The organism is Microbacterium luticellae (assembly GCF_050408645.1).
GTDB lineage: Bacteria > Actinomycetota > Actinomycetes > Actinomycetales > Microbacteriaceae > Microbacterium.
On the sequence record NZ_JBNTKE010000001.1, the window covers coordinates 702,695 to 727,955 of the forward strand.

The 25,261-nt window shown below is 57.9% G+C and carries 34 protein-coding genes; 5 read left to right on the forward strand and 29 right to left on the reverse strand.

Annotation, left to right across the window (positions count from 1 at the left end; all coding sequences use genetic code 11):
* Positions 1 to 26: 26 nt before the first annotated feature.
* Positions 27 to 1,235 (reverse strand): RtcB family protein, encoded by a 1,209-nt coding sequence (locus ACQUSW_RS03465; RefSeq protein WP_428930854.1) that lies wholly within the window; start codon positions 1,233 to 1,235, stop codon positions 27 to 29.
* A 584-nt stretch (positions 1,236 to 1,819) separates the two neighbouring features.
* Here ACQUSW_RS03465 and ACQUSW_RS03470 point away from each other — a divergent pair.
* The gene (locus ACQUSW_RS03470; RefSeq protein ID WP_428930855.1) at positions 1,820 to 2,455 is read left to right on the forward strand and encodes an NYN domain-containing protein; all 636 of its coding nucleotides are present in this window, start codon (positions 1,820 to 1,822) and stop codon (positions 2,453 to 2,455) included.
* A 295-nt stretch (positions 2,456 to 2,750) separates the two neighbouring features.
* Here ACQUSW_RS03470 and ACQUSW_RS03475 read toward each other — a convergent pair whose 3' ends face one another.
* From ACQUSW_RS03475 to ACQUSW_RS03530, 12 genes are all read right to left on the reverse strand, one after another.
* The gene (locus ACQUSW_RS03475; protein WP_428930856.1) at positions 2,751 to 3,194 is read right to left on the reverse strand and encodes a hypothetical protein; all 444 of its coding nucleotides are present in this window, start codon (positions 3,192 to 3,194) and stop codon (positions 2,751 to 2,753) included.
* A 7-nt stretch (positions 3,195 to 3,201) separates the two neighbouring features.
* The gene (locus ACQUSW_RS03480; protein ID WP_428930857.1) at positions 3,202 to 3,597 is read right to left on the reverse strand and encodes a helix-turn-helix domain-containing protein; all 396 of its coding nucleotides are present in this window, start codon (positions 3,595 to 3,597) and stop codon (positions 3,202 to 3,204) included.
* Between the two features lie 10 nt (positions 3,598 to 3,607).
* Positions 3,608 to 4,147, reverse strand: coding sequence for a hypothetical protein (locus ACQUSW_RS03485; protein WP_428930858.1), 540 nt, complete (start codon positions 4,145 to 4,147; stop codon positions 3,608 to 3,610).
* Positions 4,148 to 4,326: 179 nt separating this feature from the next.
* Positions 4,327 to 4,665, reverse strand: coding sequence for a hypothetical protein (locus tag ACQUSW_RS03490; protein ID WP_428930859.1), 339 nt, complete (start codon positions 4,663 to 4,665; stop codon positions 4,327 to 4,329).
* A gap of 4 nt (positions 4,666 to 4,669) precedes the next feature.
* Entirely contained in the window at positions 4,670 to 4,981 is a 312-nt protein-coding gene (locus tag ACQUSW_RS03495; RefSeq protein WP_428930860.1) for a hypothetical protein, read from the reverse strand.
* A 3-nt stretch (positions 4,982 to 4,984) separates the two neighbouring features.
* Positions 4,985 to 5,401 carry a hypothetical protein gene (locus tag ACQUSW_RS03500; protein ID WP_428930861.1) on the reverse strand — a complete coding sequence of 139 codons (417 nt, stop codon included), beginning with the start codon at positions 5,399 to 5,401 and terminating at the stop codon, positions 4,985 to 4,987.
* A gap of 5 nt (positions 5,402 to 5,406) precedes the next feature.
* Positions 5,407 to 6,021, reverse strand: a complete 615-nt coding sequence (locus ACQUSW_RS03505; protein ID WP_428930862.1) for a M15 family metallopeptidase domain-containing protein — start codon at positions 6,019 to 6,021, stop codon at positions 5,407 to 5,409.
* A gap of 85 nt (positions 6,022 to 6,106) precedes the next feature.
* The gene (locus tag ACQUSW_RS03510) at positions 6,107 to 6,268 is read right to left on the reverse strand and encodes a hypothetical protein (protein WP_428930863.1); all 162 of its coding nucleotides are present in this window, start codon (positions 6,266 to 6,268) and stop codon (positions 6,107 to 6,109) included.
* Positions 6,268 to 6,792, reverse strand: coding sequence for a hypothetical protein (locus ACQUSW_RS03515; protein WP_428930864.1), 525 nt, complete (start codon positions 6,790 to 6,792; stop codon positions 6,268 to 6,270). The genes ACQUSW_RS03510 and ACQUSW_RS03515 overlap by 1 nt, the downstream gene beginning before the upstream one ends.
* Positions 6,785 to 7,858, reverse strand: a complete 1,074-nt coding sequence (locus ACQUSW_RS03520) for a hypothetical protein (protein WP_428930865.1) — start codon at positions 7,856 to 7,858, stop codon at positions 6,785 to 6,787. The genes ACQUSW_RS03515 and ACQUSW_RS03520 overlap by 8 nt, the downstream gene beginning before the upstream one ends.
* Positions 7,855 to 11,109 (reverse strand): hypothetical protein, encoded by a 3,255-nt coding sequence (locus ACQUSW_RS03525; RefSeq protein ID WP_428930866.1) that lies wholly within the window; start codon positions 11,107 to 11,109, stop codon positions 7,855 to 7,857. Before ACQUSW_RS03525 ends, ACQUSW_RS03520 begins: the two co-directional genes overlap by 4 nt.
* Positions 11,110 to 11,167: 58 nt before the next feature.
* Positions 11,168 to 13,714, reverse strand: a complete 2,547-nt coding sequence (locus tag ACQUSW_RS03530; protein WP_428930867.1) for a tape measure protein — start codon at positions 13,712 to 13,714, stop codon at positions 11,168 to 11,170.
* Positions 13,715 to 13,747: 33 nt separating this feature from the next.
* Here ACQUSW_RS03530 and ACQUSW_RS03535 point away from each other — a divergent pair, with 33 nt between their 5' ends.
* Positions 13,748 to 13,936 carry a hypothetical protein gene (locus ACQUSW_RS03535; RefSeq protein WP_428930868.1) on the forward strand — a complete coding sequence of 63 codons (189 nt, stop codon included), beginning with the start codon at positions 13,748 to 13,750 and terminating at the stop codon, positions 13,934 to 13,936.
* Here the strand turns inward: ACQUSW_RS03535 and ACQUSW_RS03540 are convergent.
* The 15 genes from ACQUSW_RS03540 to ACQUSW_RS03605 all read right to left on the reverse strand — a co-directional run bounded on the left by ACQUSW_RS03540 (position 13,917) and on the right by ACQUSW_RS03605 (position 23,336).
* Entirely contained in the window at positions 13,917 to 14,183 is a 267-nt protein-coding gene (locus ACQUSW_RS03540) for a hypothetical protein (RefSeq protein ID WP_428930869.1), read from the reverse strand. The two genes, ACQUSW_RS03535 and ACQUSW_RS03540, sit on opposite strands and share 20 nt — an antisense overlap.
* Before the next feature lie 95 nt (positions 14,184 to 14,278).
* Positions 14,279 to 14,719 carry a hypothetical protein gene (locus ACQUSW_RS03545; protein ID WP_428930870.1) on the reverse strand — a complete coding sequence of 147 codons (441 nt, stop codon included), beginning with the start codon at positions 14,717 to 14,719 and terminating at the stop codon, positions 14,279 to 14,281.
* Positions 14,720 to 14,802: 83 nt separating this feature from the next.
* Positions 14,803 to 15,327: a phage tail tube protein gene (locus ACQUSW_RS03550; protein WP_428930871.1), complete on the reverse strand. Its 525-nt coding sequence runs from the start codon at positions 15,325 to 15,327 to the stop codon at positions 14,803 to 14,805.
* 132 nt (positions 15,328 to 15,459) lie between these two features.
* Positions 15,460 to 15,867: a hypothetical protein gene (locus ACQUSW_RS03555; protein WP_428930872.1), complete on the reverse strand. Its 408-nt coding sequence runs from the start codon at positions 15,865 to 15,867 to the stop codon at positions 15,460 to 15,462.
* Complete coding sequence (locus ACQUSW_RS03560; RefSeq protein ID WP_428930873.1) at positions 15,864 to 16,247, reverse strand: hypothetical protein; 384 nt, start codon at positions 16,245 to 16,247, stop codon at positions 15,864 to 15,866. Before ACQUSW_RS03560 ends, ACQUSW_RS03555 begins: the two co-directional genes overlap by 4 nt.
* Before the next feature lie 9 nt (positions 16,248 to 16,256).
* Positions 16,257 to 16,661, reverse strand: a complete 405-nt coding sequence (locus tag ACQUSW_RS03565) for a DUF6093 family protein (RefSeq protein ID WP_428930874.1) — start codon at positions 16,659 to 16,661, stop codon at positions 16,257 to 16,259.
* Positions 16,658 to 17,131 carry a hypothetical protein gene (locus ACQUSW_RS03570; protein ID WP_428930875.1) on the reverse strand — a complete coding sequence of 158 codons (474 nt, stop codon included), beginning with the start codon at positions 17,129 to 17,131 and terminating at the stop codon, positions 16,658 to 16,660. The genes ACQUSW_RS03565 and ACQUSW_RS03570 overlap by 4 nt, the downstream gene beginning before the upstream one ends.
* Before the next feature lie 15 nt (positions 17,132 to 17,146).
* The gene (locus ACQUSW_RS03575) at positions 17,147 to 17,398 is read right to left on the reverse strand and encodes a hypothetical protein (protein ID WP_428930876.1); all 252 of its coding nucleotides are present in this window, start codon (positions 17,396 to 17,398) and stop codon (positions 17,147 to 17,149) included.
* A gap of 11 nt (positions 17,399 to 17,409) precedes the next feature.
* Positions 17,410 to 18,315 (reverse strand): phage major capsid family protein, encoded by a 906-nt coding sequence (locus ACQUSW_RS03580; RefSeq protein ID WP_428930877.1) that lies wholly within the window; start codon positions 18,313 to 18,315, stop codon positions 17,410 to 17,412.
* A 12-nt stretch (positions 18,316 to 18,327) separates the two neighbouring features.
* The gene (locus tag ACQUSW_RS03585; RefSeq protein ID WP_428930878.1) at positions 18,328 to 18,774 is read right to left on the reverse strand and encodes a hypothetical protein; all 447 of its coding nucleotides are present in this window, start codon (positions 18,772 to 18,774) and stop codon (positions 18,328 to 18,330) included.
* 150 nt (positions 18,775 to 18,924) lie between these two features.
* On the reverse strand, positions 18,925 to 19,560 hold the full coding sequence (locus tag ACQUSW_RS13715) for a VG15 protein (RefSeq protein ID WP_489672326.1): 636 nt from the start codon (positions 19,558 to 19,560) through the stop codon (positions 18,925 to 18,927).
* Positions 19,505 to 20,950 (reverse strand): phage portal protein, encoded by a 1,446-nt coding sequence (locus ACQUSW_RS03590; protein WP_428930879.1) that lies wholly within the window; start codon positions 20,948 to 20,950, stop codon positions 19,505 to 19,507. Before ACQUSW_RS03590 ends, ACQUSW_RS13715 begins: the two co-directional genes overlap by 56 nt.
* A gap of 15 nt (positions 20,951 to 20,965) precedes the next feature.
* A complete protein-coding gene (locus tag ACQUSW_RS03595; RefSeq protein WP_428930880.1) occupies positions 20,966 to 22,363 on the reverse strand; it encodes a hypothetical protein in 1,398 nt (465 codons plus the stop codon).
* Positions 22,364 to 22,439: 76 nt separating this feature from the next.
* Positions 22,440 to 22,670, reverse strand: a complete 231-nt coding sequence (locus ACQUSW_RS03600) for a hypothetical protein (RefSeq protein WP_428930881.1) — start codon at positions 22,668 to 22,670, stop codon at positions 22,440 to 22,442.
* 261 nt (positions 22,671 to 22,931) lie between these two features.
* Positions 22,932 to 23,336 carry an HNH endonuclease gene (locus ACQUSW_RS03605; RefSeq protein WP_428930882.1) on the reverse strand — a complete coding sequence of 135 codons (405 nt, stop codon included), beginning with the start codon at positions 23,334 to 23,336 and terminating at the stop codon, positions 22,932 to 22,934.
* Between ACQUSW_RS03605 and ACQUSW_RS03610 the strand changes: the two genes are divergently transcribed.
* Together ACQUSW_RS03610 and ACQUSW_RS03615 are read left to right on the forward strand one after the other, a co-directional pair.
* A complete protein-coding gene (locus ACQUSW_RS03610; RefSeq protein ID WP_428930883.1) occupies positions 23,317 to 23,721 on the forward strand; it encodes a hypothetical protein in 405 nt (134 codons plus the stop codon). The two genes, ACQUSW_RS03605 and ACQUSW_RS03610, sit on opposite strands and share 20 nt — an antisense overlap.
* Before the next feature lie 49 nt (positions 23,722 to 23,770).
* Positions 23,771 to 24,148 carry a hypothetical protein gene (locus ACQUSW_RS03615; protein ID WP_428930884.1) on the forward strand — a complete coding sequence of 126 codons (378 nt, stop codon included), beginning with the start codon at positions 23,771 to 23,773 and terminating at the stop codon, positions 24,146 to 24,148.
* Positions 24,149 to 24,191: 43 nt separating this feature from the next.
* Here ACQUSW_RS03615 and ACQUSW_RS03620 read toward each other — a convergent pair whose 3' ends face one another.
* Entirely contained in the window at positions 24,192 to 24,899 is a 708-nt protein-coding gene (locus ACQUSW_RS03620; protein WP_428930885.1) for a hypothetical protein, read from the reverse strand.
* A gap of 175 nt (positions 24,900 to 25,074) precedes the next feature.
* Between ACQUSW_RS03620 and ACQUSW_RS03625 the strand changes: the two genes are divergently transcribed.
* Positions 25,075 to 25,260 (forward strand): hypothetical protein, encoded by a 186-nt coding sequence (locus tag ACQUSW_RS03625; RefSeq protein ID WP_428930886.1) that lies wholly within the window; start codon positions 25,075 to 25,077, stop codon positions 25,258 to 25,260.
* The last annotated feature ends 1 nt before the right edge of the window (position 25,261 follow it).

Genomic DNA, 25,261 nt, shown 5'->3' on the forward strand with positions numbered 1-25,261 from the left:
TCGACGTGATCATTGCGTTCAGGTTCTCATCCCTTCACGTTAAGTATCGGTTCAAGTTTTTCGATCACCTGGACCAGGTCGCGCTGTGCCTCAACAACGTCGTCAAGGTTTTTATAGGCGAGGCTGATTTCGTCGATCACACCGGCGTCGGTGCGCGCCTCGATGCCTGCCATCGTGCGCTGTACATCATCAACCGTGTAGTTTTTTCGAGCCTGATTGCGTGACATCCGACGTCCGGCACCGTGTGACGCTGATTGGAACGAGGCCGGGTTTCCTTTTCCGCGCACAATGTACGACCCCGTAGCCATACTTCCTGGAATAAGAGCCAGTTCACCTTCTTTTGCGCTGATCGCCCCTTTTCGCGTCACAATCATCGACCTACCATCGATGATCTCTTCGGCGACATAGTTGTGGTGACAGTTGATCTCATCGGCGAATTGCACCTCGACGCGGTCACCCATATGTACCAGCAGTTCGCGTTTGATCAGTTCCATCATGATCGTGCGCGACCGCATAGCGTACTCTTGCGCCCATCGAAGATCATGCAGATACTGTTCCATTTCGGTCGTGCCGCGATAGAACAGGCTCAGTTCACGAAGGTGATCGGGCAGGTCGGCATTCGACGGTAAATCTCTCGCGACGCCCATGTGGTGGTGGGCGATCTGGTTGCCGATTCCGCGCGACCCTGAATGCAGTGTGATCCACACGTAGCCGCTCGAATCGGTGCACAGTTCGATGAAGTGGTTACCGCTGCCGAGAGTACCCAGCGAAAGAGCAGCTCGAGTCTCTTGGTTGGCGACCGGTGCATGGAGGTCGCCAAACCGCGACCAAAATTCGGTGAATCCGGATGCCGCGGGCAGCGCATCACGACTATCTCTGCGGGGATCGTGCGCAGCAAACCCCACAGGAACCACGGCTTCGAACCGGCTGCGAAGCTGTCGTAAATCGGCGGCGGCAAGATCGTTGAGCATCAATGATGTCTTGACGGCATTCACGCCGCAACCAATATCGACCCCCACGGCCGCCGGAGCCAAGGCCTGCTCCATAGCGATGACCGAGCCCACCGTGGCGCCTTTACCGAAGTGCACATCGGGCATCACCCGCAAACCGTGGAGACCTGGCAACTGAGAAACATCCCGCAACTGCTGCAAAGCGGCGGTTTCGATATCTGTCTCATCTGACCACGCAAGCACCGACGATGCGGTACCACTCACCGTGATCGGAAACCTACTCATCGCCTTCTCCCTTTTGTTGCAGCCTCGCAGGAACATACATAGAAGAGTGCCTGCTGAGTCAGACTTTGCCGCGGTCCCAACGTTCACAACAGAGATCTGTAGACGCCCGATTCAAAGAAACCCCCGCGTCCCCTACTCTCGTAAGGGAACGCGGGGGTTCACTATTGTGACAGCGATCAGTGGAGCTGGGGGGAATCGAATTCTATCCATGGACCGGTGATTATGTTAAACCCGCGTCTTTACAGGCACGGATAGACACCGTGAACCCCCGAAAACTACCCCTAGATATGAGTACCTGTGGGCAAAATGTGGGCAAACTGAAGCAGCGGGGAAGCCGCGCGACATTATCGTCGGTCCTTCACGAACAGTAGCGTTTCATTTGCTCCGACTTGAAACGAGTGGCTACATTCAGCAACTCGTCCACTCCATGTGTCAAGAACATCGCAAGCGAAAACAAAGACGGCCCCTAAAGTGGGGCCGCCGGGCCTGGCTGGAGTGGGACAACCAGGTGAGGTAGCACAATGCTACGCATAACGCTCCCTACGTGCAACACTAAGGTTCGCGCGTGTCGCTACGGTATAGGCATGGACCCAGTTGCCGAACCCTCTCGTGATCGCATGATCGTCTATGTTGACGGATTCAACCTCTACCATGGCATGCACGATAAGTTCGGGCACAGCACCCTATGGCTCGATCTCGTCCAACTTGCCGGGAGCTTCCGTCCCCGACAAGATCTGGTGCGTGTGAAATACTTCACTGCAGCGGTGCTCAACGAACCGGAAGCACAGAGCAGACAGGCACATTACGTAGCGGCGCTTGAGCATAAATATCCCCATACGTTCCGTCCAGTTTGGGGCAGATACCAGAAGAAACGACCGCTCATCTGCACTTGCGGCAAGAAACACCCTCGCTATGAGGAAAAAGAGACAGACGTCAACATCGCGACATCCATCCTCACGGACGCAGCACTTCAGAACATGGACACGGCGATTGTTGTTTCTGCCGACAGCGACATGGTACCGGCCGTCGTCGCCGCACAAAAGATCAACCCACAGCTATTCGTTACTGCGGCTTTCCCACCTAAGCGTCAGTCAAACCACCTTCGCAAACTCCTGCCGGCGTCCTTCCCTATCGACCCGGGCAAGCTAACGAGCATGCAACTGCCAGACGAGTTCCGCGTCGGCGCGCGCACCTTCAAGCGACCGGATAAATGGCGTTAGAACGTAGCCGCGAGGACCTCGAGCACGACTCTTTCCGATAATAGGGAAGACGAACGGGCGTGGTGCATGGCAGCTTTAACAATATGGCCTGCGGAACTTTCCACGGGATGACGACACAGCACATCAGCAGACTGCTGATCGCCGCCAACATGATAAAAGCAATATTGATGACCACGAGCAGTAACCCCGATGTTCTGGCGTCCATATCGCGCCAATGCCGTTGCGCACGGAGGCCACACCAAGGATTCACCGAAACTGTTCTCGTGGAACCTTATGCGTTCACCTAACCAGCGTTCTAGGCGTCCAGCTTAGGGAGCGACGCGAGAACATCAAAGTTAAGCTCACCACGCTGGAAGATCGGCATCAGTAAAGGAGCCTCGAAGACTCGCTGAGTGATATCTGCGACGCCGTTGCGCACGTAGGGGATCAGATGCATCAGCGCGACGTTATTCACGAACTCGCTAATAGCTTCCCCCGACGCTTGACGCAAAATGACTGATGGATGGGCATACTCTGCAGCGACTCCGCAAGAGATGTGACCGGCTGTAGTCTCAATATCAGTCTCAAACAGAACCCGAAACCTCTCGCCATCCGGTTGAAAGTCGACCGTGAGAATGTAACTCGGAGACACCTCGACGGGGGCATCCGGAGAGAAACTAAGATCGCGTTCCGCATGCATCTTGAAGTACTCGATGCTGCTCAGTGAGGTGGCTTCCACCATCTGATGTACATCGGTCACTATTTGTTTAGGCGACGACACGCGCCTGACCATTCACTGCGCCGGCAGGCCACTTGGCAGGACTGCGCCGAGTTCCTGCCCGCCAACGATCGCCGTTTCCAATAATTGAGTCGAACCGACTCTCGGAAACGTCACAGCAGGCGTCAGAGACACTATGCGAAATACTCGCGCCGACTGCCAGTGCGTACCGACGGATCGTGCTCAGTTTGGGGTTTGCGTCATAGCGCTCAAACGCTATCACGGTCGGAAGGCTGACCCCCATGCGCTCTGCAATGTCGTTTTGTGACAGATTATGCTTTTCGCGCAGTCTGATCAACGCCTCGAGTAGCGCGTCGTGGGACTCGATCAGCGAGTCCGCGAGCTGTTCGAGGTGCGTGACGTCTACTCCATCCGCTTCCGCCATAGATCGAACTCTATACTGAACAGGGATATCCAGCAATTCCCCATCGTGAAGCACGACCGTGCTCGTACCAGCCGACAGCAGTCGCGATCTCCTCGTTCTGTTGTGCATTGATATCAACTACAGTGACGTCCTTCTCGTGCGCGTGATGACCGATAAAGTGAGACGGAACCTCATAGGGTTCCGAGTGGTACATTCGCACCAGCACTTGCCGGAAGCGCTGGCTACCGCCGGGCTCCAGTTCAGCGACGGCGACATCCTGCCAGCGGATCTCATACATCGGCGGAGGATTACGGATGTCTACAGGCTTTACATGATCGACCGGGACTAGAGCGCCTTGGCTAGCTTTGACGATCCGCGACCGGAACTCACGTCGAGCCATGGTCTCATTCCACGGATTCCAGATTCGTCCGTTACCTGAAATTGCCCCCATCAGGGCGCTTACTGCCGCTTCAACGTTATCTGCACTTGACTCACACTGAGGATTTCCATACCAGCGGAAAACTACTTCGGCGGCACCACTACATCGTGAGGCTTGATCATACCGGGGCATATCGATGATCCTAGCCACATAAGTATCCAGAACAACGAAGGCGGTGTTCACGACGAGGAACAACGCGTCCGGTGTGTCTGCGTCGATGGTTCGACGGTGGCGCAAAGGCCACCAGTAAACAACAAAAAGAGCCCCTCACCCGGCCGTGTGGCTAGGTGAGGGGCTCTATGTGTTGATAGTTATCGTGCTTCGCGAACTGTGATCGTGTTCTTGTCGAACAGCTGCTGCGCCCGCGTGGATGCGCCGATGGGTTTCCAGATGCCGTAATGCATACCCACCGCGACAAGGAACGTCGGTAACGCGAGAAGCAGACCGAGACCGATGTCGTAGACGGTGCCGGATGCGAGCGCATCAGCGAACGCCGTCAGCATCGACGTGGCCAGAGAAAGCAACGCGAGCAGTACTGCTTTGGTGCCCGGGCGTGTGATGGTCTTGGTCACCAGCCCAACTGCGAGCGGTAGAACGGTGGAGATGAGCAGCTGCACGATGAGTGCAGGGTCGAGTGTGAAAGTAACCATGGGGCTACTCCTTTCGGTAAGGGTAGATGGGTAGATAGTCGGGGCCGAGACAAGGCGCGTCGATGATGACGCGACGATGCACGGCAAGCGATTCTTCGACGATGCGCACACGCCGTGCTTGCATGTCTTCGGCTGCCTCAGCCGATTCGGCGCGGTCCTTCGCCCGGTCGCGCTCTTTCAGGGCTCGGTCGACCTCGGCACGTCTTTTCTGTAGCTGCCCAGCACGGGCATCCCGCACCCAGTCCAGGAGCTTTACTGCGACCCCAGATACGAGACCAGACGACAGGATCAGCGTGATCAGCTGCGCGGGCTCCATTGGTCACCCCCGACGTGGCTCAAAGCTGTATGTACGGATAAGCACCCATCGGACGACAAAGGTAGATACCGCGAGCGCGATCATGCCTAGCTGTGTGAGGCGTGACCCCTCGGCGGTGAGGTGCAGGCTGATCACGACAGTGCCGTAGATGGTGACGCCCCCGAGTGCGAGGATGATCGAGAGACGCTCGGCCCACCACCAGCCAGGCAGAACTGTGAGCATGCCACCGAACCCGCCGACGATGAGAAACACCGACCATACGACGGTGAGCACTGCGCCGAGCTGTCCCTCGATCGACCGTGGCGGATCAAGCAATGTCGCAACACCCGTAGCGAGCACGACACTGTAGATCGCGAGGTAAGCGACTTTAAGATGACGCGGTTCGGTGATCGATTCCCACGCGCGCTGTAGCCAACGCATGATTATCACTTGTAGGTCGGGATCTTTTTCAGATCCGCTGCCGTGACTGTGGCGACGACCACTTGAAACTCTTGACCGCGAGTTTTGGCTTCTGCCTCGAGGGAGCGGATAGCGTTCCATTCCGGCGTCGGGATAAGCCGCTTGGTGCCGTCCCGTAGCAACTCATATTTCGAGCCTTGGCGTGATTCTTGGATGAATGTGCGAGTCATGGTGTCCTCATCTTCTATATCGATCGGTGGTCTCGGCTTCGGTGCCGCCGGCACATGCCACGGTGTACGGTCGATCGCGTGCCAGGGTTCGACTGGCCGCCCGTATTGGCCATCAAAAAAGCCGGGTTCAAACCCGGCGTCTCTGAGCAGCTGGTACCACGGCTGTTTCCCCACCTGGCCCCAGTTGCCGTAGTCGACGGCACCGCACTCTTCGCCCTCATATGAACCGCCGTGCGAGCTTGTGCCAGGCCATGCGGCCATACCCGGGGGAAACGTCCGGTAATAGTGCTCCTGCACCGCATACGTCCTATATGCGTCATCAGGGCCAGACACGACAGGCTCCCACCCGTTGAATCGGGCCCGCGCAAGCTTCACGAGCCGGTCATGTTTGACCGCTGTGCCGGGCATCATGAGACAAAAGCTCTTCCCCGCAGCCGGCCTGCGTACTAGCAAGCTGACCGGGATACGCCCATTCGGATACCGCATCAACACTCCTTCACTCAGGCTCGGCAGGCGGTGCGATGATCCATTCACCACACGGCCCGCACATCACGGCAGGACAATCAGCATTCACAAGCACCACGAGCACGGCACCCTCATTCGGGCAGCCCGGGCACGTGCAGGTGACTTCAACTTCGATCAGGTTCGGTTCGTCCATTACGCCCCTTCATCCGGCACTGCATGCCACAACAGTTGTGTGCCTGCCGATACGGCTGCACCAAAACGGATCGTGCGCACCACGAAGCTAGTAGCCGTCCGAGCGATGAGGTTCGCCGAGAGCACTTGCGCGGACCTTTCCGGCGTGACCGTCACAATTGGTGGCGCGTCGAACCGGCCAGTAGGCAGTGTGACTGTGACGCCGGCATCCCAATACACAGGGGCTGCACTGCCATCGTTCGCGCCCGACAGTGCAACGCCCGACGCATCCGACCGGCCAATGTCCATGCGTGTGCCTACGACGATCATCCGACGATGTTGCTCCACACACAGCACGCGTGCGCCAACCGTCAAGCCAGACACGAGCGACTGTGGAGTGATCAGCATTGGATCAGCGTCACCGTCCATACGGATACGGAGCGGGGACGGCTGCGTTACCGTCGCCCACCGCACCACGGGTGCATCGGCGGCGAGCTTTCTTGTCTCTGCGATGAGATTCACCAGGGGGCGTGCAGGTCTAGTCATTGACTTGCCTCCACTCCGCAGCAATCACTGCATCGAACGTGAAAGACGTGGACATGCGTTGCACGGTCGCGAGCCGTTGACGTTGGTCCTCCGGGGTGAACGCGACAAGATCATTCGGGTTCAACTGCATCAGATCGTGACTGACACGCAGTCGCGACACTGGATTCATCGCGTCCCGTAGTTTCCGCTCCGCATACGCATCAAACTCGTCTTGCGCCTCTCCTTCGACACCCTCTTCTTTCGCGGTGATCCATCGACCACGTGCTTGGAACGAGTACGGGGAGTTAGGGTTCTCGTTCGTTGCGACACCGACGAGCGGTTCGTGCTCTTCGTCGCCGACACCGACCGCGAGGAACCGGTTCGGCACAGAGGTATGGTCTTGTTCCCGATCCCAGTCAGGAAGATGCAGCGACCGTTCGCCATGCTCAAAAGTGAACGCGACCGGACGCAGGCTCGGATCAACATATGGCTCCACCCGGAACTGGCCGCTGCCGTCACACCATAGGCTCCAATAGCCTGCCGCCTGCAGCAGGTCGTTGATGATCCGGAGCTTGGTTTCACCTGCTTCCCACGTCATCCCTGCCGTCAGTACGGCATCGGAGGGTGTGACGGCGATGCGTGCTTCCCCAGTCGACCGGATCAGCTCGACTACTGCGGGGATGATCGGCGTGCTCTCAGCGAGAGAGTAGCGTCCTTCCACAGTGTCTTCATGGAGGATGCTCATCTTCGTGAGCAATCCGACGTCGTAACCGAGGTGGAACGGCGTGTGCTTTTCTTTTGGAGACGTGAGCAGATAGGTGCCCCAGGCGAAAGACTGTACTGTGCGAGGAGCCCGGTCGGCGGCGTCAACTTCCCACCACGGACCGGGCTCCTGATCGGTTTCTGTGAAGATCACGCGCACACGATGTGACATCCAATCGATGTCTTGCCTGTGATCCAGGGAGATCGACGCCGAACCACCTAGTGGCGATTGGGCGACGATCTCGCCTCGCCCTCCGGTCACCCCGTCGAGCATCCCTAGGGACTGGTCGAGGTGGTCAAGGAGTTCGTATGACCATATCCTCACGGCCTCACCGCCTCAGTGATCGTGAACGAGTATCGCCACCACCCGTTGAAACCTTCGGGGTGGTGAGTCGACAGCAGGCGAGGCATCGACACGGAACTGATGCCCCCGTACACCCGCCCGTAGGCCGGTATCCGCAGCAAGAACTGGTCAGTTTCTGCCTGGACGATCTCCATCAGCCGGTGGATGTCTGCAGTCTCAGTTCCCGGAGCCCCAATGTCACGGTCAGTGATTTTGCCGGTCATCGTCACTGCATGAGCCAGCATTTCCCCGTGATATGACACCGGATATTTCCGGCCTGCCCATTCACGGGACACTCGCTCACGACCACCCGATATCTGCGGCACTGGGTCGTGTGGGAGACGTGCGGTCATCTCGTAGTTCGACCCGCACGATAGCCAGATCGCGTCTGATCGTGCATTCACTTCGACGGTGGTGCTTGTTGTTGCGCCCTCGATCGTGGCTGCGGTGGCTCTATATAGAGTCACGCCATACGACAGGGATTCCCAATCGATGAGGGTGGTGGCCTCAGTGATTTCGGCTACTGGCTCCCATGTGTCTCCACCGGTGATTGACCGTTCCACGATCACTTGGACAGTGGGAGGGAAATCGGTGGTGGATGATGTGGAGGCGTCTTCTGGCCCGTCCCAGATGGTGCGGCGCGGGATACCGTCTATGAAGACAGTGCCCGTAGAGCCGTTGAATGCTGGGCCTGTGTATTCGCCTTCCACAACCGTTGGGTTTGACCAGACAACAGCATCGCCCCATGCCCCGCCCCCACCGCCAAGTCGAACGCTTGGATCATGTGACGGCTTAGCCGTGAACACTAGCCGCAGATCATACGTACCTGGCCCATCCGGTGCACGCACCGACGTTGCACGATCACCGAGCATATAGATCGCACGCGGATACCGATCCGACGCATACGAACCCTCCGCCGCGAGCCCTTCCGGTACATGCAACGTTGCCAGCACTGTATAAACCTGACCGACAGTAAACCCCTCAATCGGTAACGAAGCGCCCGCCGCAACATCGTTCGTGTTACCGGTTGAAATGATCCGAACCAGCTCATTACCGGACACTAAGAACCGACCATTGCCACCTGACACGTTTCGTGGCGCGAACCCGTGCAACGTTGACTCACTCTCGTTGACCGGCCCGGCCCATGCTGCCTGTACACCCTCAATAGGTGAGAAGCCACCATCCGAGTACGGACGACCATTCATGCGCGGCTTACGGGAATACAACGTGTCACCCGACTGCACAGCACCCACCATGTCCACCGACAGGCGAACACGTCCCGCATTCGCAGGTGCGACACCACCGACCGTGAGCATCGTCGGGTTACGCCAATCCGTGGACACAACGGTGTCAGCACTCCGCACCAACTGAATAAACGTTCCTGACGAGGTATCCCACGCGAGCGTCAACCGAGCTTGCCCGCCCAACGCGCGCGCAGCATCCACCTGGAACGACAGAGTTTCACCCGGCGTTACCGGCACAACATATGCGCCCGAACCCCAAATAATGTCTGTCTTCGCATCCCCGCCAGTCGGCGCGGTTGTCCACGTTTGCGTAAACGTCAGATCAGCGCCAGAACCGACCGTTCCCACCGTCCCCGCGCCGCCCGTTCCCCACACAGCATTACGCGCTGCAAGGGTGGACTGTGGGTTTTTGATCCGGTTCCGATAGACCTCTACTCGTGCTCCTGATGCGACAAAACGAGGGTTTGTGAGCAAGTTCGTCACACCCGGCACCGACACGTCAGGGTCACCAGACCCCACAGTGATCGGCACACCGCCCTGCGACTCATCCCACACCGCATCCAGCGACGGCGGCGCAGGCGGATCAAACACGACAGTAAACGGAACCTCAGCCCACTCCGACCACACATCACCAGACGCCGCACGCGCACGCACCGTCCACGACCCCGGCACAAGCCGACGACCAAACGACACAGCCGACCCCGACCCCTGACCAGACCGAGACTCCACCACAACCAAAGCAGAGTCCAACAACTCCACCTGCCACGACGACTGCGGCCGCGACTGAGCCTGAAAATACGTCCACTCAACCGACAACACCGACGACGACCACACGCCAACAGGCTGAGTAACAGCAACACCAGGACGATCAATCACATCCACCGTCGCCACAACCGACCACGGCGACCAGTCCGGGTGCGCACCCTTCGTACGCACCTGCCACTCATACACATCAGGCACAAACGCCGACGCATAAGAGTTCCCCGACCCGCCCGAAACAGTCACCCACGACCCACCCACAGGCCGATACCGCAACTCAAAAGCCGTCTGCTCAGCCGAATCGACCGGATTATGCTGCCACGAAAACCGCACCCACGGCACACCCAACTGGGCCACACCATTCGGCGACAAACTCGCAGGCGCATTAGGCCGAGCAATCAGCTGCACCGTATTGGAAGCATCCGACCACCCCGACACAAGAGTTCCACGCTTCGCACGCACACGATACGTATGCGGCACAGCAGGATCCGGACTCGTGTGCACCCATGGAAGCGTCACATCCGACGCCACCACAGAATCACCATCACGAACATCAAACGCGGTCGCATACGGCGGCTTCCCCGAAGCATCCACGAGAATGCCTGAGCCTTGACGCACCGCAGTCACACCAGTCGGCACCGCAGGTGTCGTATACACCGTCCCAACATTCGACCAGCCAGACTGACCAGCCGCATTCGTCGCCGCCACACGATACTCGTACCGACGATTCGCCCCCGTCGATTTGTCCGTGTAGCTATTTGCAGAGCCCGCGACAGTCGCGATCGTCTGCCACGCGCCACCATCGGTCCGACGCTGCACAATAAAACCCGTGTAGGTTCCATTACGCACCCACGTCATATAGATCTGCTTGTCCGACTGCCATACAGGAGACAACCCAGACGGCGTACCAGGCACCGCCCGCGTAATCCGCTGCGTAAAGCTCGTCGGCCCACCCAGCCCTTGGGTGCCTGTCGCCGCGATAGCGAAAGTCACATCCTGGGTCTTAGTGACCGTCCACCGCCCAGCAATCTGGCGGACAACCTTCCCCGATGCGGCAGGCCACGAATACCGACCGGAAACATTCGTGCCGTTGACACGACCCGACCAGCCAGCATCACCAGTATTTGTCGCAGGCGAGTCGTCGACCTCAATCCAGAAAGACACATAGCCGTCTTCATCACGAATAATTAGCGTCGCGACGCTCGTAGACGGGTGACGGTAGTCCACCATGCGAGACCCCCTTTAACGAGAAAGACCCCCAGAAAGGGGGTCACGCATGCATCCGAAATTAGTGGCCAACCTCAGAAATCAGCCCACCCTGAGACGGAAACGCTTCTTCTATCCGACCGTCAATGAACCCGACCAAACCGTTACCCAAATCGAGCCGACCACTAATAGCGACCCCATCAAGTGACACCGGCGCCGACGGCTTCTCCTTCTGCAAGAAACCAAGTAACTGACCAGCGGTCTGCCAAACACCGAAATTGCGTTCCCGCTCATCCGGCTTCGGAGAAATATAGGCCTCCCACGGCAACGACTTCTCAGCGAACTTATGGATCTCAGCCCCGCCTGGATAAATACCCGAACGCAGGTTCCGAACAATGCCACCATTCGCGTACGCGTAAAAACCGCCACGTTCATTGTTAGTAGACCCGGGCATACCCGGCTGACGGTAGCCGGTCGCATCATTGAACCCAATAGTGTTCGCATAAATAGAAACAGTGCGACCATCATTACGCTCAACAAAGAGATCAATTGCGCTCTGAGCAGCCTTCGTCTCGGCCTCAAGCTTCAACCGCTTCTGTTCCTCAAGCGCATCCCATGCCGTCTTCACCTTCTTCAAGTGAGACGCCACCTCGGTCGCCTTCGTAGTACTGGTCTCCGCCCAAGCAACAGCCTCATCCCGAGACAAACCGAGAGATTCTGCCATCTCGATGACTTTCTCCCGGCCAGCCTCCCACTCAGCCTGCGCATCCTCGAGAGCACCACCGTTTTCGATAATCGCTTCTGCACTATCTCGGTGACGCTGCTCGACATCACGCACTGAATCACGGAACCGGATCGATGCATCATTTGTGCCATCAAGCGTGACACCCTCGACCTTCGCCGCCTCAACCATCGCGTTGATCGACGACAGAGCCCGGTCATGCGACGCACCAACCTGGATGGATGCATCACTCAAATCACGCAGCGCTCGCGATGCTTCAGTGAGCGCATCCTCGGCATTCCCCGCAGCCTCTTCGACCTTCGCTAACGCACCAGCAGCGTCATCCGCCCCCGGACCAATCTTGCCAAGCGCGAGACCCAACAGGGTGGAATCATCAGCCGTTAACCCGATCTCGGTTGCAACACCCACCAGCGCGTCACGGAACGCGGGCATCTCGTCAAGCAGCTGCATCATCTGCGCTTCGTTCAGCCCGTACGCGTCAGCGAGTTCACGAAACCGAAGCTGCGCCATAGGCAGGTCGGTGTTCGCAACCTCCGCAAGCGCATCACCATACTTACTCAGCGAATCCAGTGCACCTTGTTGTTGGAACGTGAGCTCAGCCCACCGCCAACCAGCACCAGCAGCCCTATCCAGAAGCTCCGGCAGATTCTCCAGTTCCCGCGCATAGTCACCAGCCCAGGTTGTTTCTAATTTCCCGCGCTCGAACGCAGACTTCAGTCCATCAACGCTGCTCCGAGTGGTCTTGATCGCATTAATGATCTTCGCCTGCGTAGGCACCCCAGCTTCAATCGCCTTGTTGAAAGTAATTACTAACGCAGTGGCAGCCAGCAATGCGATACCCCACGGCCCACCAAGGAACCCAGTAATGCCCGAGAGCCGTGACCGTACCGACGCCCCAGTAATACCCAGAGTCGCTAAAGCAGCGTTGAAAGCCACAACCTTCGGGATCGCGAGAATCGCTGTTCCACCCACGAGTGCAAAAACTCCGACGAGAGCAAACGTCAACCCCATCACGTTCTTAATCGGCTCAGGTAGCTTCTGCATGTTTCGCATGACGTCGGCTGTCCAATTGAGCAGGTCAACCAGCACTCCCCCGCCTTCAGGGTTCACGATCGGCTTCATCAAGTCAGCGGACATGTCACGCCACGCGGCACGTACACGATCAATAGCACCTTCGAAGGTGAGCTTCACGTTCGCGGCCGCGCCAGCAAAACGCTCCTTCATACCCGCAGCTAGAGCGTCGAGAGCAGCATCCGCGTCGAGCGTACCTGCAGTGATCGACGCGCGGATCTCGGCACCTGTCATACCCATCTGCGAGCCGATCAACTCAGCAGCGTTCACACCACGTTGACCAAGCTGCATGAGATCCGTTGCGGTGATCTTCGAAGCAGCGCTGATCTGCGACATGATGAACGCGATCTCCGCGATCTCCTTGTTCGACCCACCGGCAGCCGCCACAGCATCCTGGATTGCGTCAAGATAAGGGACAACCTTCCGCGCCTCGATACCAAACGCGAGCATCTGCTGCTGAGCCGTAATAAACGTCTGCTTAGCGAACGGGGACGTACGTGCGAACTCATCGAGCTTGTCCATCTGAGCATTCGCGGCACGTGCACCACCCAGAAGGGTCGATAGTGCTGCGCGTGTGCGCTGTTGCAGCGTGTTGTACTCAATACCGGTTTTAGCGACACTCACAGCGACAGCAGTCATCACGCCGCCGATGCCAACCATCACCTGGCCCAACTGTTTGAAAGCCTCTTTGCGCTCCGCGACAGCTTTGGCTTCCGCGTTGAGGCGCTCGGTCTCCTGGCGGGCCTGTCGCAGTCCTTCGATGTACTCGTTGACTTTTGCGCTTAGTCGGACGGTGGTTACGCGCTCATCAGCCACACGACCACCCCCTATTCCCGCTACGATCCGGGTATGAGTAAAAAGTTCACGTTCGGCGTGATGATCTTTTTTGGCGTGCTCGCACTAATCGCAGTCGGCGTCGGCCTCGTCGGTCTAATGGCCGCAGAGCCGGTGATGGCGATCATTGGGCTCGTGTTCGCCGCCGTGTTCTGGATCATGTCGATCAGCTTGAAGAAATCGTTTAAAGAACTGTCGGAGTAGCTAGCTCGGTACGCCACAGGCGATACTCCGACCCCGAGTTCTCCCCAAACCGCTCTTCATGCTCTTTAATCGCCCAGTGCTTCGCTCGCTCGGCATAATCAACCACCGACGTGACCTTGAACGCATACTGATTCTTCGGATCAGTCGCCTCCGCAATCGTGAAACCATGCGCGCCACGCGGCACTTGCTCGGCACGACGCGATGCCAACAACAACTCAACCTCGGCAGGCGTAAAACGGGGCTCCACTGTGACGATCGAGATCAGTTCACCGTCCGGACCCCAAGTGACCTGTGCAGGTGCCCATCCGTTGAGTTCCCGGACGGTGACACCAAGCTCGCGGGCTAATGCTGCTTCTTCTGCCGCTCGCCCGCTCGGGCTTTTCCCGCCGCGACCGTCTCTTGGGCACGGTCATATTCGTGCATCGCCCAGATCGTGTGCTCAAGCTTCTGCAACTCGGGCCCGTCCAACACGGCACACATGTCGGCCCAGTCATCCGGACTCAGCTGTTCTGCATTGTCACCATCAACCAGATATACGCGCGACTGCTCTGTCGCCGTCGGATACCCCACGAGTACGCCGGCAAGGTTGTAACCCAGAGCGTTATCAAACTCACTGTCAGGCCGGTACGGATGCCGTGCAGTCAGATCACGCCACTGCTGCCCCGTGAGCGGCCAAAATCGGATATCCACAAGTTCATCGCCGAACCTGATCTCAACAATTGTCGGTTTAACGTTCTCGTGCTTCTGCTTTTGCGCCGCGATAAGCGCCTGAACCCTACTCATCTGTTTCTCCCGCCTGAAGACTGTGTGTCCTGCCCTACGTGAAACCTGGGGTGGGCAGGCAGGAGAGCCCACCCCAGGCGGTCTTAAGCGCTGACAACCTCAACTTCACGCAGCACCTGGCCGATGATGTCCGGCACCATCTGCTTCTGCAGCTCACTGTTGGAATCGTTAGACTCGTCCGGCACATCAACCGACGTCGCCGTACGGATCGGCGTGACCGTGTTGATCTTGTCGCCAGCTGTGATCTCGTGGTCATTCGGATACCCGAGCAGCTGGAACACGTAGTAATCGACACCCTTTTCGCCGAGAGCAAGTTCCGCTTCCGTGGGCGTCTGACGGTTGTACGGATACTTCATAGTCAACGACTCAGTGATCGTGCCCTCATACGACAAATCCTGCGCCATCGTGTACCGACCCACCGTGACCTTGTTGATCGTTGGCTCATGCCGGAAACCGTCACGCATCAGCCCATAGGTGATACGGATGTTCCCCGACGCCGACAGCTCGGCAACAGTCGGTTTGCTCGGGTCTTCGACAGAGTCAAACGGCGCCAAGATCACAATGCCGTGACCGGCCGCCGACTGTCCCATCTGGACTGGCTCATTCATTCTTGTCCCCCTCCTTAGGGGTGCTCTTCTTTACGAGCACATATCGGTCAGGGAACCGCTCGACCAATCGGCGCGGCACCCAATAAACACGTTTCGGCCCGTTCTTCGAGCGGACTCGTACCTGATCAGCCATCAGCCCCTCCTTGAGGTGAACAGCAGCCCAACATCGGCGTAGTAGATGCCAGGTTTCAACGACGTGTCGCGACGAACCACGCCACCGCCCTCGACCTGCCGCCCCGAAACTGCACGCCCGGGAACAACAAACGCACTGCCCAGAAAGACAGTGCGTATTCGGTCGAGTATTGCGATCACTTGCCCGGGAGTGACCCCGCACACTTTTATGTCGACATCGAAGTCAGCTGGCCCATCCGACACCCGATCGGCTGTGTACCGTTCGACTCGATCTTTCGGCGTCGACGGAAACATAACGATGTAACCCTCTTGAACGAACTCGTCATGCGGTGTGACCAGAGCCGAATCGTGCACTGGCACAACAGTTTCAAGACAGGCACGCAGCCCCGCCATATGTTCGGCGATCATGACAGTGCATCCGTCCCGGCCTTCAAAATGCCCTGAACGAAATCCGTTTTCGCGTCCTCAAGCGCGTCACGCCCCGCATGCTGCGGTGCCGAGAACACACCAGACCCACCCCTCTCCACGAGACCGAACGGGGCATGTGCAGGACGCCGGGAAAGGTTCGGGCCGATCTCTGCTTCGACACCACGTTCGTGATGTTCGACGTCGTAGTCGACCGTCGACGCATAATCCGTGAGACCGGTTCGTGCAGCCTTTTCTTGCCACCCATCTTTAACATGGCGGGCGGTGACCTCGACCGCTTTAGCAACGTTCATGGCCATCTTTCCTTCAGCCGCGCCGAGGTCTGCGATAAGTTCATCGACCTCAGAGAAATCAAACTCCATGACGGCTCCTTACGATGTCTGCTCTATAGGGCACCGCCATGCGGTCACCTGCCCGAGAGTCGGATAATCCGCTACCCGATACGTCGTCCCCACGAGCCCGTCATCCGCCGTCGACGCGGTAACCCGCACCCATTCGGATGGGGCCGTCTTGTGTGACCCGACAGGCACGGACAGCACCGTCTGTGACAGCACAGGCGTTTGCCCGCCGACAGCAACGTCACGCGCATCACGCTTCGCAGCCTTCACACGAGCACGAACACTAGTTTTAAGGACCGTCTCGATCTTGATGGCTTTCAGTGTCACCGGATCGTGCCCCGGCGTGACAGTGAAGAATTCGACCGTCTCCGTCATCCGCGATTCGGCCTCAGCCCTCAACGCGGGCAGTTCAGCCTCAATATCACTTCCGAGGCTCATAGCACGTCCTCAAAGATCGGACGACCTGCAATATCAGTGCCGCACGAACAATACGTCGCACCGAACCGTAAAGAGCAGGTCGCAGCATGAACACGGCGAGAATCGGGCGCGGTATCGACCGAGAACGCCTGTGACTCGTCCACGAGTCCCAGCAGCGCCCACCATTCGTCGACAATGGTCACGCGGCCCTTCGACGATTTATATGACTTCGACGTCATGCCGTCATCGACTTGTGTTGTCACGTGTGTTGCATCATCAGGTTTCCGCACATGGCTGACAACAGCTTCGCGTACGACATAGTCAATCTTTTCCGGAGCCGGCGCGGTTGCGTCCAGCTCGACACGTCGAGCTTCAATAAGCATCTCGGCATCTTTGATCCACATTTGCCACTGTTTCCACTGTGGCGAATTTTCGAGCGGGGCGGCCTGACCGAGTGCTACCGCAATCATTTCTGGTGTGACATCGCTCATGGCCGCCCCTCTCGACTATTTGGTCGACTTGTTCGACCGGCTGCGCTTTGGTTTTTCAGGAACCTCCGGTATCTCGGATTCCGACTTCACGTCGGTTTCTTCGATCTCGTCGGATTCGGAAGCATCCGCAGTCTCCGGATCTTCCGAGGAGTCCGTTTTCCCCGGTATCTCGGATTCCGACTTCACGTCGGTCGGGGCAATCCATCCGATGCCGAGGCGCGCGGCGATCTCGTCGGAGACCGACACGCGCACCCCGGATTCGTTCACGCGATCGACCATCAGTCGCCCGATCCCGAACTCTTGAGTACGGCGAATGCTTTCTCATCCGCGATACCCCAGCCGTAAACAATCTCGGCACGGAACGCCACTTGGTTGTTGCGCTGCAGGTCGCCCTGCCCATCCGGGTCGCCGTATTCGATCATCCGCAGACCAATCGAACGCTGCACACCCCAACCGAAGGAGTCGAAGTCACCAACGACGCCTTCAACGTTGGTCGGAGTTGCGGCGACACCGACCGCCGAGACCGTACGAGACACCGAGGCACGGTGGCCTTCGAGCTCCGACGGCGCAACGTCAAGACGGAAGCCGGGGTACAGCTTCTGTTCGGTCTGCACCGCACGAGCCGTCGCAAACCGGGCAGCCAGCGAAGGTGCGAGAGCGATGCCCGAAGGCACATAACCAGCAGCGAGCACCAGAGTGTCAGCTGCGTCGATGTACTCATACGCCTTACCTGACCCGACGGTAACAACGTTGCTGCCCCCAGCGATACGATCAGTCATCGCCGCGACAGGTGCACCGCCTGTCGGGTTAATGCCGTGATAGCCCGAATAATCCAAAGCTCGCGCAAGCGCAGGCTGGATTTGCTCGAGAATCTGAGCGACGACGCCTAACTGGTACTCCTCGTCCGCCCACTTAACTTCGTCCGTCCAACGGACCGTCTTGTGGAACTTGTAAGGATTGATCGAAGCGATCTTCTTGGTGATGTCGGATGGGCCCTTATTGGCACCTTCACCGACATACTCGGCCTCGCCGATGTCAAGAGTCGTTGCAGTCGACTTTCCGAACTTCATCGGGATCGCATTCGACAGCGCCGCAATGGTTGATCCGGCTTTGACCTTAGTCAGCCAAGGATCAATGATGTGGTCGGGAAGGTTGAGCTCCCCGGTGGTCAGAAGAGAGACCATTTTCGTTACTCCTTAGTCTTGGCGGTTGAAGAGTTGACGCGTAAACTCACGCATCTTGTCGTCGCCGCTACCGGTATTTGACGGTGCGCCCTCCAAAGGGGCGACATCACCGCTTCGGCGCTTTTCATGCGCCCGCTCAGAAAGACGTTTAGCCTGCGCTTCGAGAGTTGCCTTGTCCGTACCTGTCATGAACAGGTCACGATCCTCGGCGGACACCTTGTAGCGTGTTGCCACGTCCGATTGCAGAGCCCGCAGTTCTGCGGCCTCATGTTTTGCGGTCAAATCGGCAAGCTGCTGCTCTACCGTCTTCGCGCCTTCAGCTTTCGCTTTCAGATCGGCGTAATCTCCGAACTTTTCACGCTCCTGCTTTGCCAACCGGCTAGAAACAATCTGGTCAAGCTCGGCCTGCGTGAACGTCTTCTCGCCGCCAGATGCCCCACCACCCCCAGCGCCGTCCACTACGTCGACGTAACGCAGCCATGGCCGGTGCCAGCCCGGTGCAGATCCAAGCCCGAAAGCCCCAATCGTGTTCATTTCTGATCCCCGTTTCCGTCCCGAGTAGGACACCCCGAAGCCGTCGGGTTCGGCCTGCCACCACGGCAGGAAGCCTTACTTGACTGCGTACAAAGACGCCCAACCATTGATCCGCGCCTTCTCGGCAGCTGTGCGCGTCCGACCTGACGCCATGTACTGCATAACGTCAGCCTCAGGACCGATCTCTCCGCCGCGAAAGACTGGCGCGACGGTACACATGCAGTTGTCGTGCGCCGCGAAGTGCGCCGTGCTCTGTCGATACACGGCACCACGAGCCGCTAACCCACGGCAGAATCCGCAACCACCCGTTGTGATCCGCTTCCACCCCACTGACGCAGGGTCCCGGCGCCGGTTGTGGATGATCGTGTCCCGATATGGGCGACCTAGCTCCGATCGGATCACGGTGCGCAATCGAGCACCTGTGTCGTCCTGGAATGCCCAACCAAGTGCGTTCTCTAGAGTGTGTCCACGATCGTTCACCGTCGCGACAGCAAAATAACGGCCAGCCGCACCCTGACGGGCTCGTTCGGCGTCGTACAGATCGACAGCAAGTGCCGCTGTCGCCGTACTCAGCGACATAATGATTTCTGGCATCAACTGTTGGATCAGCAATCGCTGAGGCCCTGCATCGGCCAGCATGCCGATGAGATCCGTCTCAGCCTCCGTGATTGTCGTTTCGAACAACTGTTTCGATTGCAAGACGGTCACCATTGCGACCTCGATTCACTAAAGCCGACACAAGACTGCGCCCGAATCCGGCTTGCCGCTCATTGAGCGCCTGATCAATCTGCTGCGTTGTCAGACCGAGAAGCTCAAGTCCAATGCGTGTTTCAGCCAGCCACGGCACGGCCCCAACCTGTTTTGCTCCCGCATCCGCCTCAGCGGACCGGGACAAATGCATCGGAGAACGCCACTTCGTGTCGATCGAAAGAAATTCGTTCGGCACTGTGTCGTAGTCGTTCAATGTGGCCAGGCCACGCTGAACCGTCCGACGGATCGGCATTGCCCAGTCATCCATCGCACCCTCAGCCTCAGCCAAAAGGTTTTCCCGAGACGACACATATGAACCCTCTGATGGTGGGTTCGCCAGGTTTTCGAGCGCGAAATCTGTATCAGGCAAGTCAGTTTCACGAGCAACTAGCTTCGCGAGCATACTCAACTGATCCAAGTGAGGTTTCGGCGATTCAGCTGCAAACTGCTGCACATCAGCCCGCTGATTTTCCACACTGCTGTCCGTAGTGTCAGGCAGTCCGAGCACACGCCCGAAAACAACCTGCCAGGCAGCCTTCTGCGAGCCATCAGCGTTCTTGAACATCCCCTCCCGCGCCCCAAGAACAACAAGACGCGGAATCGCATAAATGTCCATATGTGCTTCGACACGCAGCAACGCACGAAGTGCAGCCATCTGGGCAGACATGACCGGCCGAGTAATCCGAGACTTCCCCATACGACGTGACTGCCGCGGCTTATACACCAACGGCTCAACCGGAACATCAAACGTCGGCGTTGCCCGCTCAATTTCCCACCTAGTACCGTCAAGACGCGCTGATACGGTGAGGCCGCGTATGTAAAGGGTAAACGCGACTATGTCCCGCCCCTGTCGCTCACTGACGGAGAAGAACGACCGCAATCGGCGCGCGCGAACGTCCCATTCCCCAGTACCGTCGAGAGCGCTCTTTGCTGTTACCAGCGCTTTCGGTTCGTCCCGATCTACATCGCCTCGGGAACCAATGAGATACGAGACTCCGTGAATCAAAGAATCAGTACGCGCCTGCGACAACTCGGAAAAGAGGTAGTTCGACTCGACCAACTCGTCAAGCCCCAGCGCAGCAAGGTCAGCACCGCCCTTATCGACGAATCCATTCAGGTTGCAACGTCGGGCGAGCCCATCAACTCCCTTCGCCGCCCAACCCAACGCCAAACCGATGTTCAGATAAGAATCTGGGATCGTTAGTCCAATATCCCGGACTGCATTCTTCCCGTCATAGAACGACGACCGCAACATGTTGCGTCGGCTCCTCGCCTTCAACTGGGCAACAAGCATCCCGATCTCGCGTTGCTCGTCATCCGTGAACCCGCGCAGGTGGGCCAGTTCGTTCACACCGCACCCCCTTGGTCAAAAAATGATCGCCGCCGCATCCTCTACCGGTGCAGTCGGCTGTTTAACATTCGTGCTCTGCGCACCCCACAAGGCGAGCGTCGCCGCCACAACAGGAGTGATATCTGAAGACTCGTCGCGACGATTCCACGCCCAGCCCCCAGCGAGAGGACGCTTGGAGGCTTGCGCAAGAGCCACGTTCATTTGGGGCTGATCAGTGTGGCGCAGCGTCTCACCGATCACAGCGTCATAAAACTTTGCTGACGCGATCGCCATATCTCGGCCTTCAGCCGCAGCCAAGGTCACCAGAATCTCTGTGCCAGTCAGGTAATAGCGGCCACGCCGCTTCTCCACCAGACCTGACATTTCATCAGCCACGACCGAATACAGCCGGTTCTTCGACACACGCTCCTTGACCCACGGGATCACCCAATCAACCCCGCGACGGTGGTCGTCCATCTCGACATGCCACCGGCCATCAGCACGCTGACCCGCAAGGAACACACACGCAGTTTTACGCCCAGGCGCAACATCGATACCAAGCGACAAACGCTCTATAGCCATCGATGCTTCGTCAGCCACTCGAGCCCATGAATCCTCGTCAATAACCCGGCCAGTGTCAGCAGCATCCCAAATCCCGAGAGCCTCACGCTTAAACGAATCATCGTTCGTCAGCTGCTCCCGCAACCGCTCAATCGACTCACGCGGCGTCCGCTCCGGATACGACGGATTCGCTACAGCCCACTGCTCGGGGTCGTCCGGGTCAGCATCATCATCGGCCGAAAACTCGACATACACCGACTTCCCACCAACGCCGACGACTTGCTCATGCGGCTTCACCGCCAACGCCTTATCGCGACGACTAGAGAACTCCTCACCCGCATCAGACGGCCGCGGTGGCGTCCCCATGAAAAACAGCAACGCACCCGACTTTTGCCGCGACTGGTTCGCAGCGGCCACCATGTCCTCGAGCGCCTTCTCTGACAGAATCTGCGCTTCGTCAAAAACCTCTACATCAACTTCATCGAAGCCACGACCAAATCCACCTTCACGGGCACCAAACATAATCACGCTGCCGTTACGGAACAGGATCTCCTGTTGACCATTGGCCGTACGAATACCGTCGTTACGGTTCGGAGCAAGAAACCGACGAACCTTCGGCCTGGTCACGAGCGCCTGCATATTCTTGAACGTCATATCCGACGTTTTCTGACGGTGCGCAGTCCACAGCACCGTCATATTCGGAAACAACGTACACAGCGCGATAATGATCATCCCGACAAGGAACGTCTTACCCACCTGCCGAGGAATCGACAACACGACACCACCAACAGTCGCCGCATACTTACCGTCACGCTTCAACCCGAGAGCAAGCGACCCGATACCGTGCTGCCACTCATCAAACTCGACCCCCATCAAACGACACTGAGCCACAACCCGCGGCCACGCCGTCTTGACGATCCCCTTCGGATAAACAACATGCCGAGCTACATCAGATAGCTTCCGGGTCGAACTCTTCGTCATCGACATTCGCGCCCCCGGCATCCTGCTCACCCGGCGTCCGTGTCAGAGATTCAATCTCCTTAGACAACTGAGCCAACTGCCGATGTAACGCAGCTTTCGCCGGCCCTTTTTCCGTGGGCAACGCGTTCACTATCTCCCGACGCTGCGCCTTCAAAATATCCAGATACGAGCCCGACTCGACCGCCTCAACCAGACTCATACCCGACAACGAAACCCGCGACTTTCCGCGAGAACGACACTCAACAGAGCAATACCGGCGCCGCCGATCAGCCGACCCAATATCACCACCACACGACACGCAAACAGCCACGACCCCACCCCCAAACAAACGAAACCAAACACAAAGACGAGAAAAGAAAAAAGTCGGGGAGAGACCAACGCAAGCCCCGGAGACCCTTCGTGGGTGCGTGTGGGGGGCCTCCCCCTGGGTGGTGGGGTTTGTGTGGGTTGTGGGGTGTGTTTATTTGAGGCTGCCTGAGCGTTTGATGATTGGTGCGTGTTTGCGTGCTCTCTTCTTTGAGTTGCAATGGTTGTGTGCGGGTTGTTTGTTGTTGAGTGTGTCTGTGCCGCCGTGGTGGATGGGTTTGATGTGGTCGACGACGTAGCACCATGGGTCTGGCCAGTGGAGGGTGTAGTCGATGGGTTTGCCGCAGATTGCGCATGGTGGTTTGGTGCGGGCGATGATTGTGCGGTGGCGTTGGCGTAGGTGTTCGTTGCGTTGGGTGCGTGGGTGTGGTGTGTTCACGGTGGCCCCTTCGCTGGTCGCGGGTCTGTGGGGGAGCGAGCACCATGTCGGGAATATCGGCGCGGTACGATGAGGCATTCCGGGGGCTGAGGAGGGCGCCATGTGGGTAGTCATCGTCATTGCTGTGCTTGTCGTTGGTTTTATTGCATATGCGGGGTACAGCAGTGCGAAGCTCAAGCGTGACCGGGAGGAATACCATTCGTCGGCGGCAGAGGCTGCGCGGAGGCGTGCGATACGTGTGCCAGATGACGAGCGGGAGAATGAGGCGCAGCGGCGTGCAGACGATCGAGCGTTGAAGGCACGCGCAGCATCTCCGCGTGGAGTGTCGGGCTACGAGACGAAAACATTAAAGTTCTCACAGGTGGATCTTGTGCACGGACGTACGAACGTAGAGAAGAAGCTTGAGCCGTACATTGCTGACGGGTGGGAAATTGTGTCTAAAGACATTAAGAAGTACAACGTCGGTGGGAAGCACACCGTGCTATTGAGGCGCGCACGAGTCTGATTGGTTATCCGTGGGTGGTAACGGCGCAGGCCAGCGCTACTCTGTGGTTATGCGCCGACTGTTTTCTTCCGCTGCCCTCGTCATTTTGCTCGTACTGACCGGATGCTCCGTGCCGGGTGGTTCAGAAGAACCCACCGGGCTAGGGAAGATCACGACGATTGACCAGCTGGTTGATGCGGCTGTCGATGCCGGGATGGTGTGTAACTGGGAGCAGACGGACAAAGTTAAGGACGCTGTGGCTTCCGGTGTATGTAGCGACACTGCTGTTCTCATGATGTTTTCTGACAGTGCAGCTGCGCAGCAGCGGGCGGATGAGATTATGGGTTTCTCCGAGAATGCTCTTCTTGTTGGGGAGAACTGGGTGATCAATTCGACCATTGGTGCTGAGCTGCAGTCCGTGCTGGGTGGTGAGCTTGTCGGCGGATGACCGAGTCCACGCAGAGACTTGAGCCCGTACCCTGGTTGTCTGACTAGCCCGATGCGTCTTTCAGTATCATCCGAAGTCTGTCAAGCTCGTGATGCTCGAGGACTTGACGGGGTTCGGCGAGTTTTCTCTGTAGACGGGCTATCTCCTGTTCAATGCGTGCACTACGTTCGTTGGCGATTCGCGTGAGGTAGTTCAGTTCTGCCCTATTTGCCTCAAACCTAGCGACTGTCGCCGGATTCGACGGGTCTTCGCGGAGACACTGGTAGTTCCGCACCCAAGCACGGGAGATGTTGATGCGCGCGGACAGCTGAACCGTTCGGAGCTCTCGCTCCAGGGCATCGGCCTCGTCACGGCGGCGCTTGCGGAACCGTGCATCACGGCTGAATTTGGAATATGGCATTTTCCGGTGCAGACGGACAACAGCCTCCACTAATAGCGCTCCCGACAGGTCCAGTCCTGGGAGAGTGAAGGCCCCCGTAACACCGGTAAGTAGGGACGTTTCTGCGATCTGAGTCTGTAACTGCGTCAACGGTTGTCCCTGCGCGCCTTCTAGTGCAATCACAAAGACAATCAGCATTGCTATACAGCTGAAGGTGAACAGAATGGCATATGCGGTTCGAGTCATGAACGTGCGTTGGAACTGCTGCTTTCGCGCTCGCTTGGATGCGAAAAAACGGCCTTCGACAACAAGCGCGAGCATAAACACAGGAACAATCTGCAAAATCGTTGCCCAATAGGATGCGTCCCTCACACCTTGAGAGTAGCGAAGCTTTGAGTTAGGCCGTAGTGGCCACCGATCCATGCGAGACATACGACTCGACAACTTCGTTAGGAACAGTGATCTGTTGGTGTTTTTTCGGGTGGGTAAGAGTTCGCACGTGTCACCTCCTCTAGTGCTGATGCGTGCTGCACGCTATTGTGCGGGCATGGCTAGCAAGAGAGATCCGTACATTGTGGTCGTGAAAAACTTTGTTGTCAGCGACCGTCCCGGTCGGAAGTACATGGAGAAGATGCTGAACGACGGATACGAAGTGGTGTCTGAGACGAAGACGGCGTTTACTCGGGCGACGACGGTGACGTTCCGTAAACCGAACCCGAAGTACAAGGGGTGAT

What these genes read in the sequence shown, in the direction of transcription:
- ACQUSW_RS03465 (WP_428930854.1), bottom strand. Translation starts at nt 1,235, where the DNA reads ATGAGTAGGTTTCCGATCACGGTGAGTGGTACCGCATCGTCGGTGCTT.
- ACQUSW_RS03470 (WP_428930855.1), top strand. Translation starts at nt 1,820, where the DNA reads ATGGACCCAGTTGCCGAACCCTCTCGTGATCGCATGATCGTCTATGTT.
- ACQUSW_RS03480 (WP_428930857.1), bottom strand. Translation starts at nt 3,597, where the DNA reads ATGGCGGAAGCGGATGGAGTAGACGTCACGCACCTCGAACAGCTCGCG.
- ACQUSW_RS03485 (WP_428930858.1), bottom strand. Translation starts at nt 4,147, where the DNA reads ATGCCCCGGTATGATCAAGCCTCACGATGTAGTGGTGCCGCCGAAGTA.
- ACQUSW_RS03490 (WP_428930859.1), bottom strand. Translation starts at nt 4,665, where the DNA reads ATGGTTACTTTCACACTCGACCCTGCACTCATCGTGCAGCTGCTCATC.
- ACQUSW_RS03495 (WP_428930860.1), bottom strand. Translation starts at nt 4,981, where the DNA reads ATGGAGCCCGCGCAGCTGATCACGCTGATCCTGTCGTCTGGTCTCGTA.
- ACQUSW_RS03500 (WP_428930861.1), bottom strand. Translation starts at nt 5,401, where the DNA reads ATGCGTTGGCTACAGCGCGCGTGGGAATCGATCACCGAACCGCGTCAT.
- ACQUSW_RS03505 (WP_428930862.1), bottom strand. Translation starts at nt 6,021, where the DNA reads ATGATGCCCGGCACAGCGGTCAAACATGACCGGCTCGTGAAGCTTGCG.
- ACQUSW_RS03510 (WP_428930863.1), bottom strand. Translation starts at nt 6,268, where the DNA reads ATGGACGAACCGAACCTGATCGAAGTTGAAGTCACCTGCACGTGCCCG.
- ACQUSW_RS03515 (WP_428930864.1), bottom strand. Translation starts at nt 6,792, where the DNA reads ATGACTAGACCTGCACGCCCCCTGGTGAATCTCATCGCAGAGACAAGA.
- ACQUSW_RS03525 (WP_428930866.1), bottom strand. Translation starts at nt 11,109, where the DNA reads ATGGTGGACTACCGTCACCCGTCTACGAGCGTCGCGACGCTAATTATT.
- ACQUSW_RS03535 (WP_428930868.1), top strand. Translation starts at nt 13,748, where the DNA reads ATGAGTAAAAAGTTCACGTTCGGCGTGATGATCTTTTTTGGCGTGCTC.
- ACQUSW_RS03545 (WP_428930870.1), bottom strand. Translation starts at nt 14,719, where the DNA reads ATGAGTAGGGTTCAGGCGCTTATCGCGGCGCAAAAGCAGAAGCACGAG.
- ACQUSW_RS03550 (WP_428930871.1), bottom strand. Translation starts at nt 15,327, where the DNA reads ATGAATGAGCCAGTCCAGATGGGACAGTCGGCGGCCGGTCACGGCATT.
- ACQUSW_RS03555 (WP_428930872.1), bottom strand. Translation starts at nt 15,867, where the DNA reads ATGATCGCCGAACATATGGCGGGGCTGCGTGCCTGTCTTGAAACTGTT.
- ACQUSW_RS03560 (WP_428930873.1), bottom strand. Translation starts at nt 16,247, where the DNA reads ATGGAGTTTGATTTCTCTGAGGTCGATGAACTTATCGCAGACCTCGGC.
- ACQUSW_RS03565 (WP_428930874.1), bottom strand. Translation starts at nt 16,661, where the DNA reads ATGAGCCTCGGAAGTGATATTGAGGCTGAACTGCCCGCGTTGAGGGCT.
- ACQUSW_RS03570 (WP_428930875.1), bottom strand. Translation starts at nt 17,131, where the DNA reads ATGAGCGATGTCACACCAGAAATGATTGCGGTAGCACTCGGTCAGGCC.
- ACQUSW_RS03580 (WP_428930877.1), bottom strand. Translation starts at nt 18,315, where the DNA reads ATGGTCTCTCTTCTGACCACCGGGGAGCTCAACCTTCCCGACCACATC.
- ACQUSW_RS13715 (WP_489672326.1), bottom strand. Translation starts at nt 19,560, where the DNA reads ATGGTGACCGTCTTGCAATCGAAACAGTTGTTCGAAACGACAATCACG.
- ACQUSW_RS03595 (WP_428930880.1), bottom strand. Translation starts at nt 22,363, where the DNA reads ATGGGGGTCGAGTTTGATGAGTGGCAGCACGGTATCGGGTCGCTTGCT.
- ACQUSW_RS03600 (WP_428930881.1), bottom strand. Translation starts at nt 22,670, where the DNA reads ATGAGTCTGGTTGAGGCGGTCGAGTCGGGCTCGTATCTGGATATTTTG.
- ACQUSW_RS03610 (WP_428930883.1), top strand. Translation starts at nt 23,317, where the DNA reads ATGTGGGTAGTCATCGTCATTGCTGTGCTTGTCGTTGGTTTTATTGCA.
- ACQUSW_RS03605 (WP_428930882.1), bottom strand. Translation starts at nt 23,336, where the DNA reads ATGACGATGACTACCCACATGGCGCCCTCCTCAGCCCCCGGAATGCCT.
- ACQUSW_RS03615 (WP_428930884.1), top strand. Translation starts at nt 23,771, where the DNA reads ATGCGCCGACTGTTTTCTTCCGCTGCCCTCGTCATTTTGCTCGTACTG.
- ACQUSW_RS03625 (WP_428930886.1), top strand. Translation starts at nt 25,075, where the DNA reads ATGGCTAGCAAGAGAGATCCGTACATTGTGGTCGTGAAAAACTTTGTT.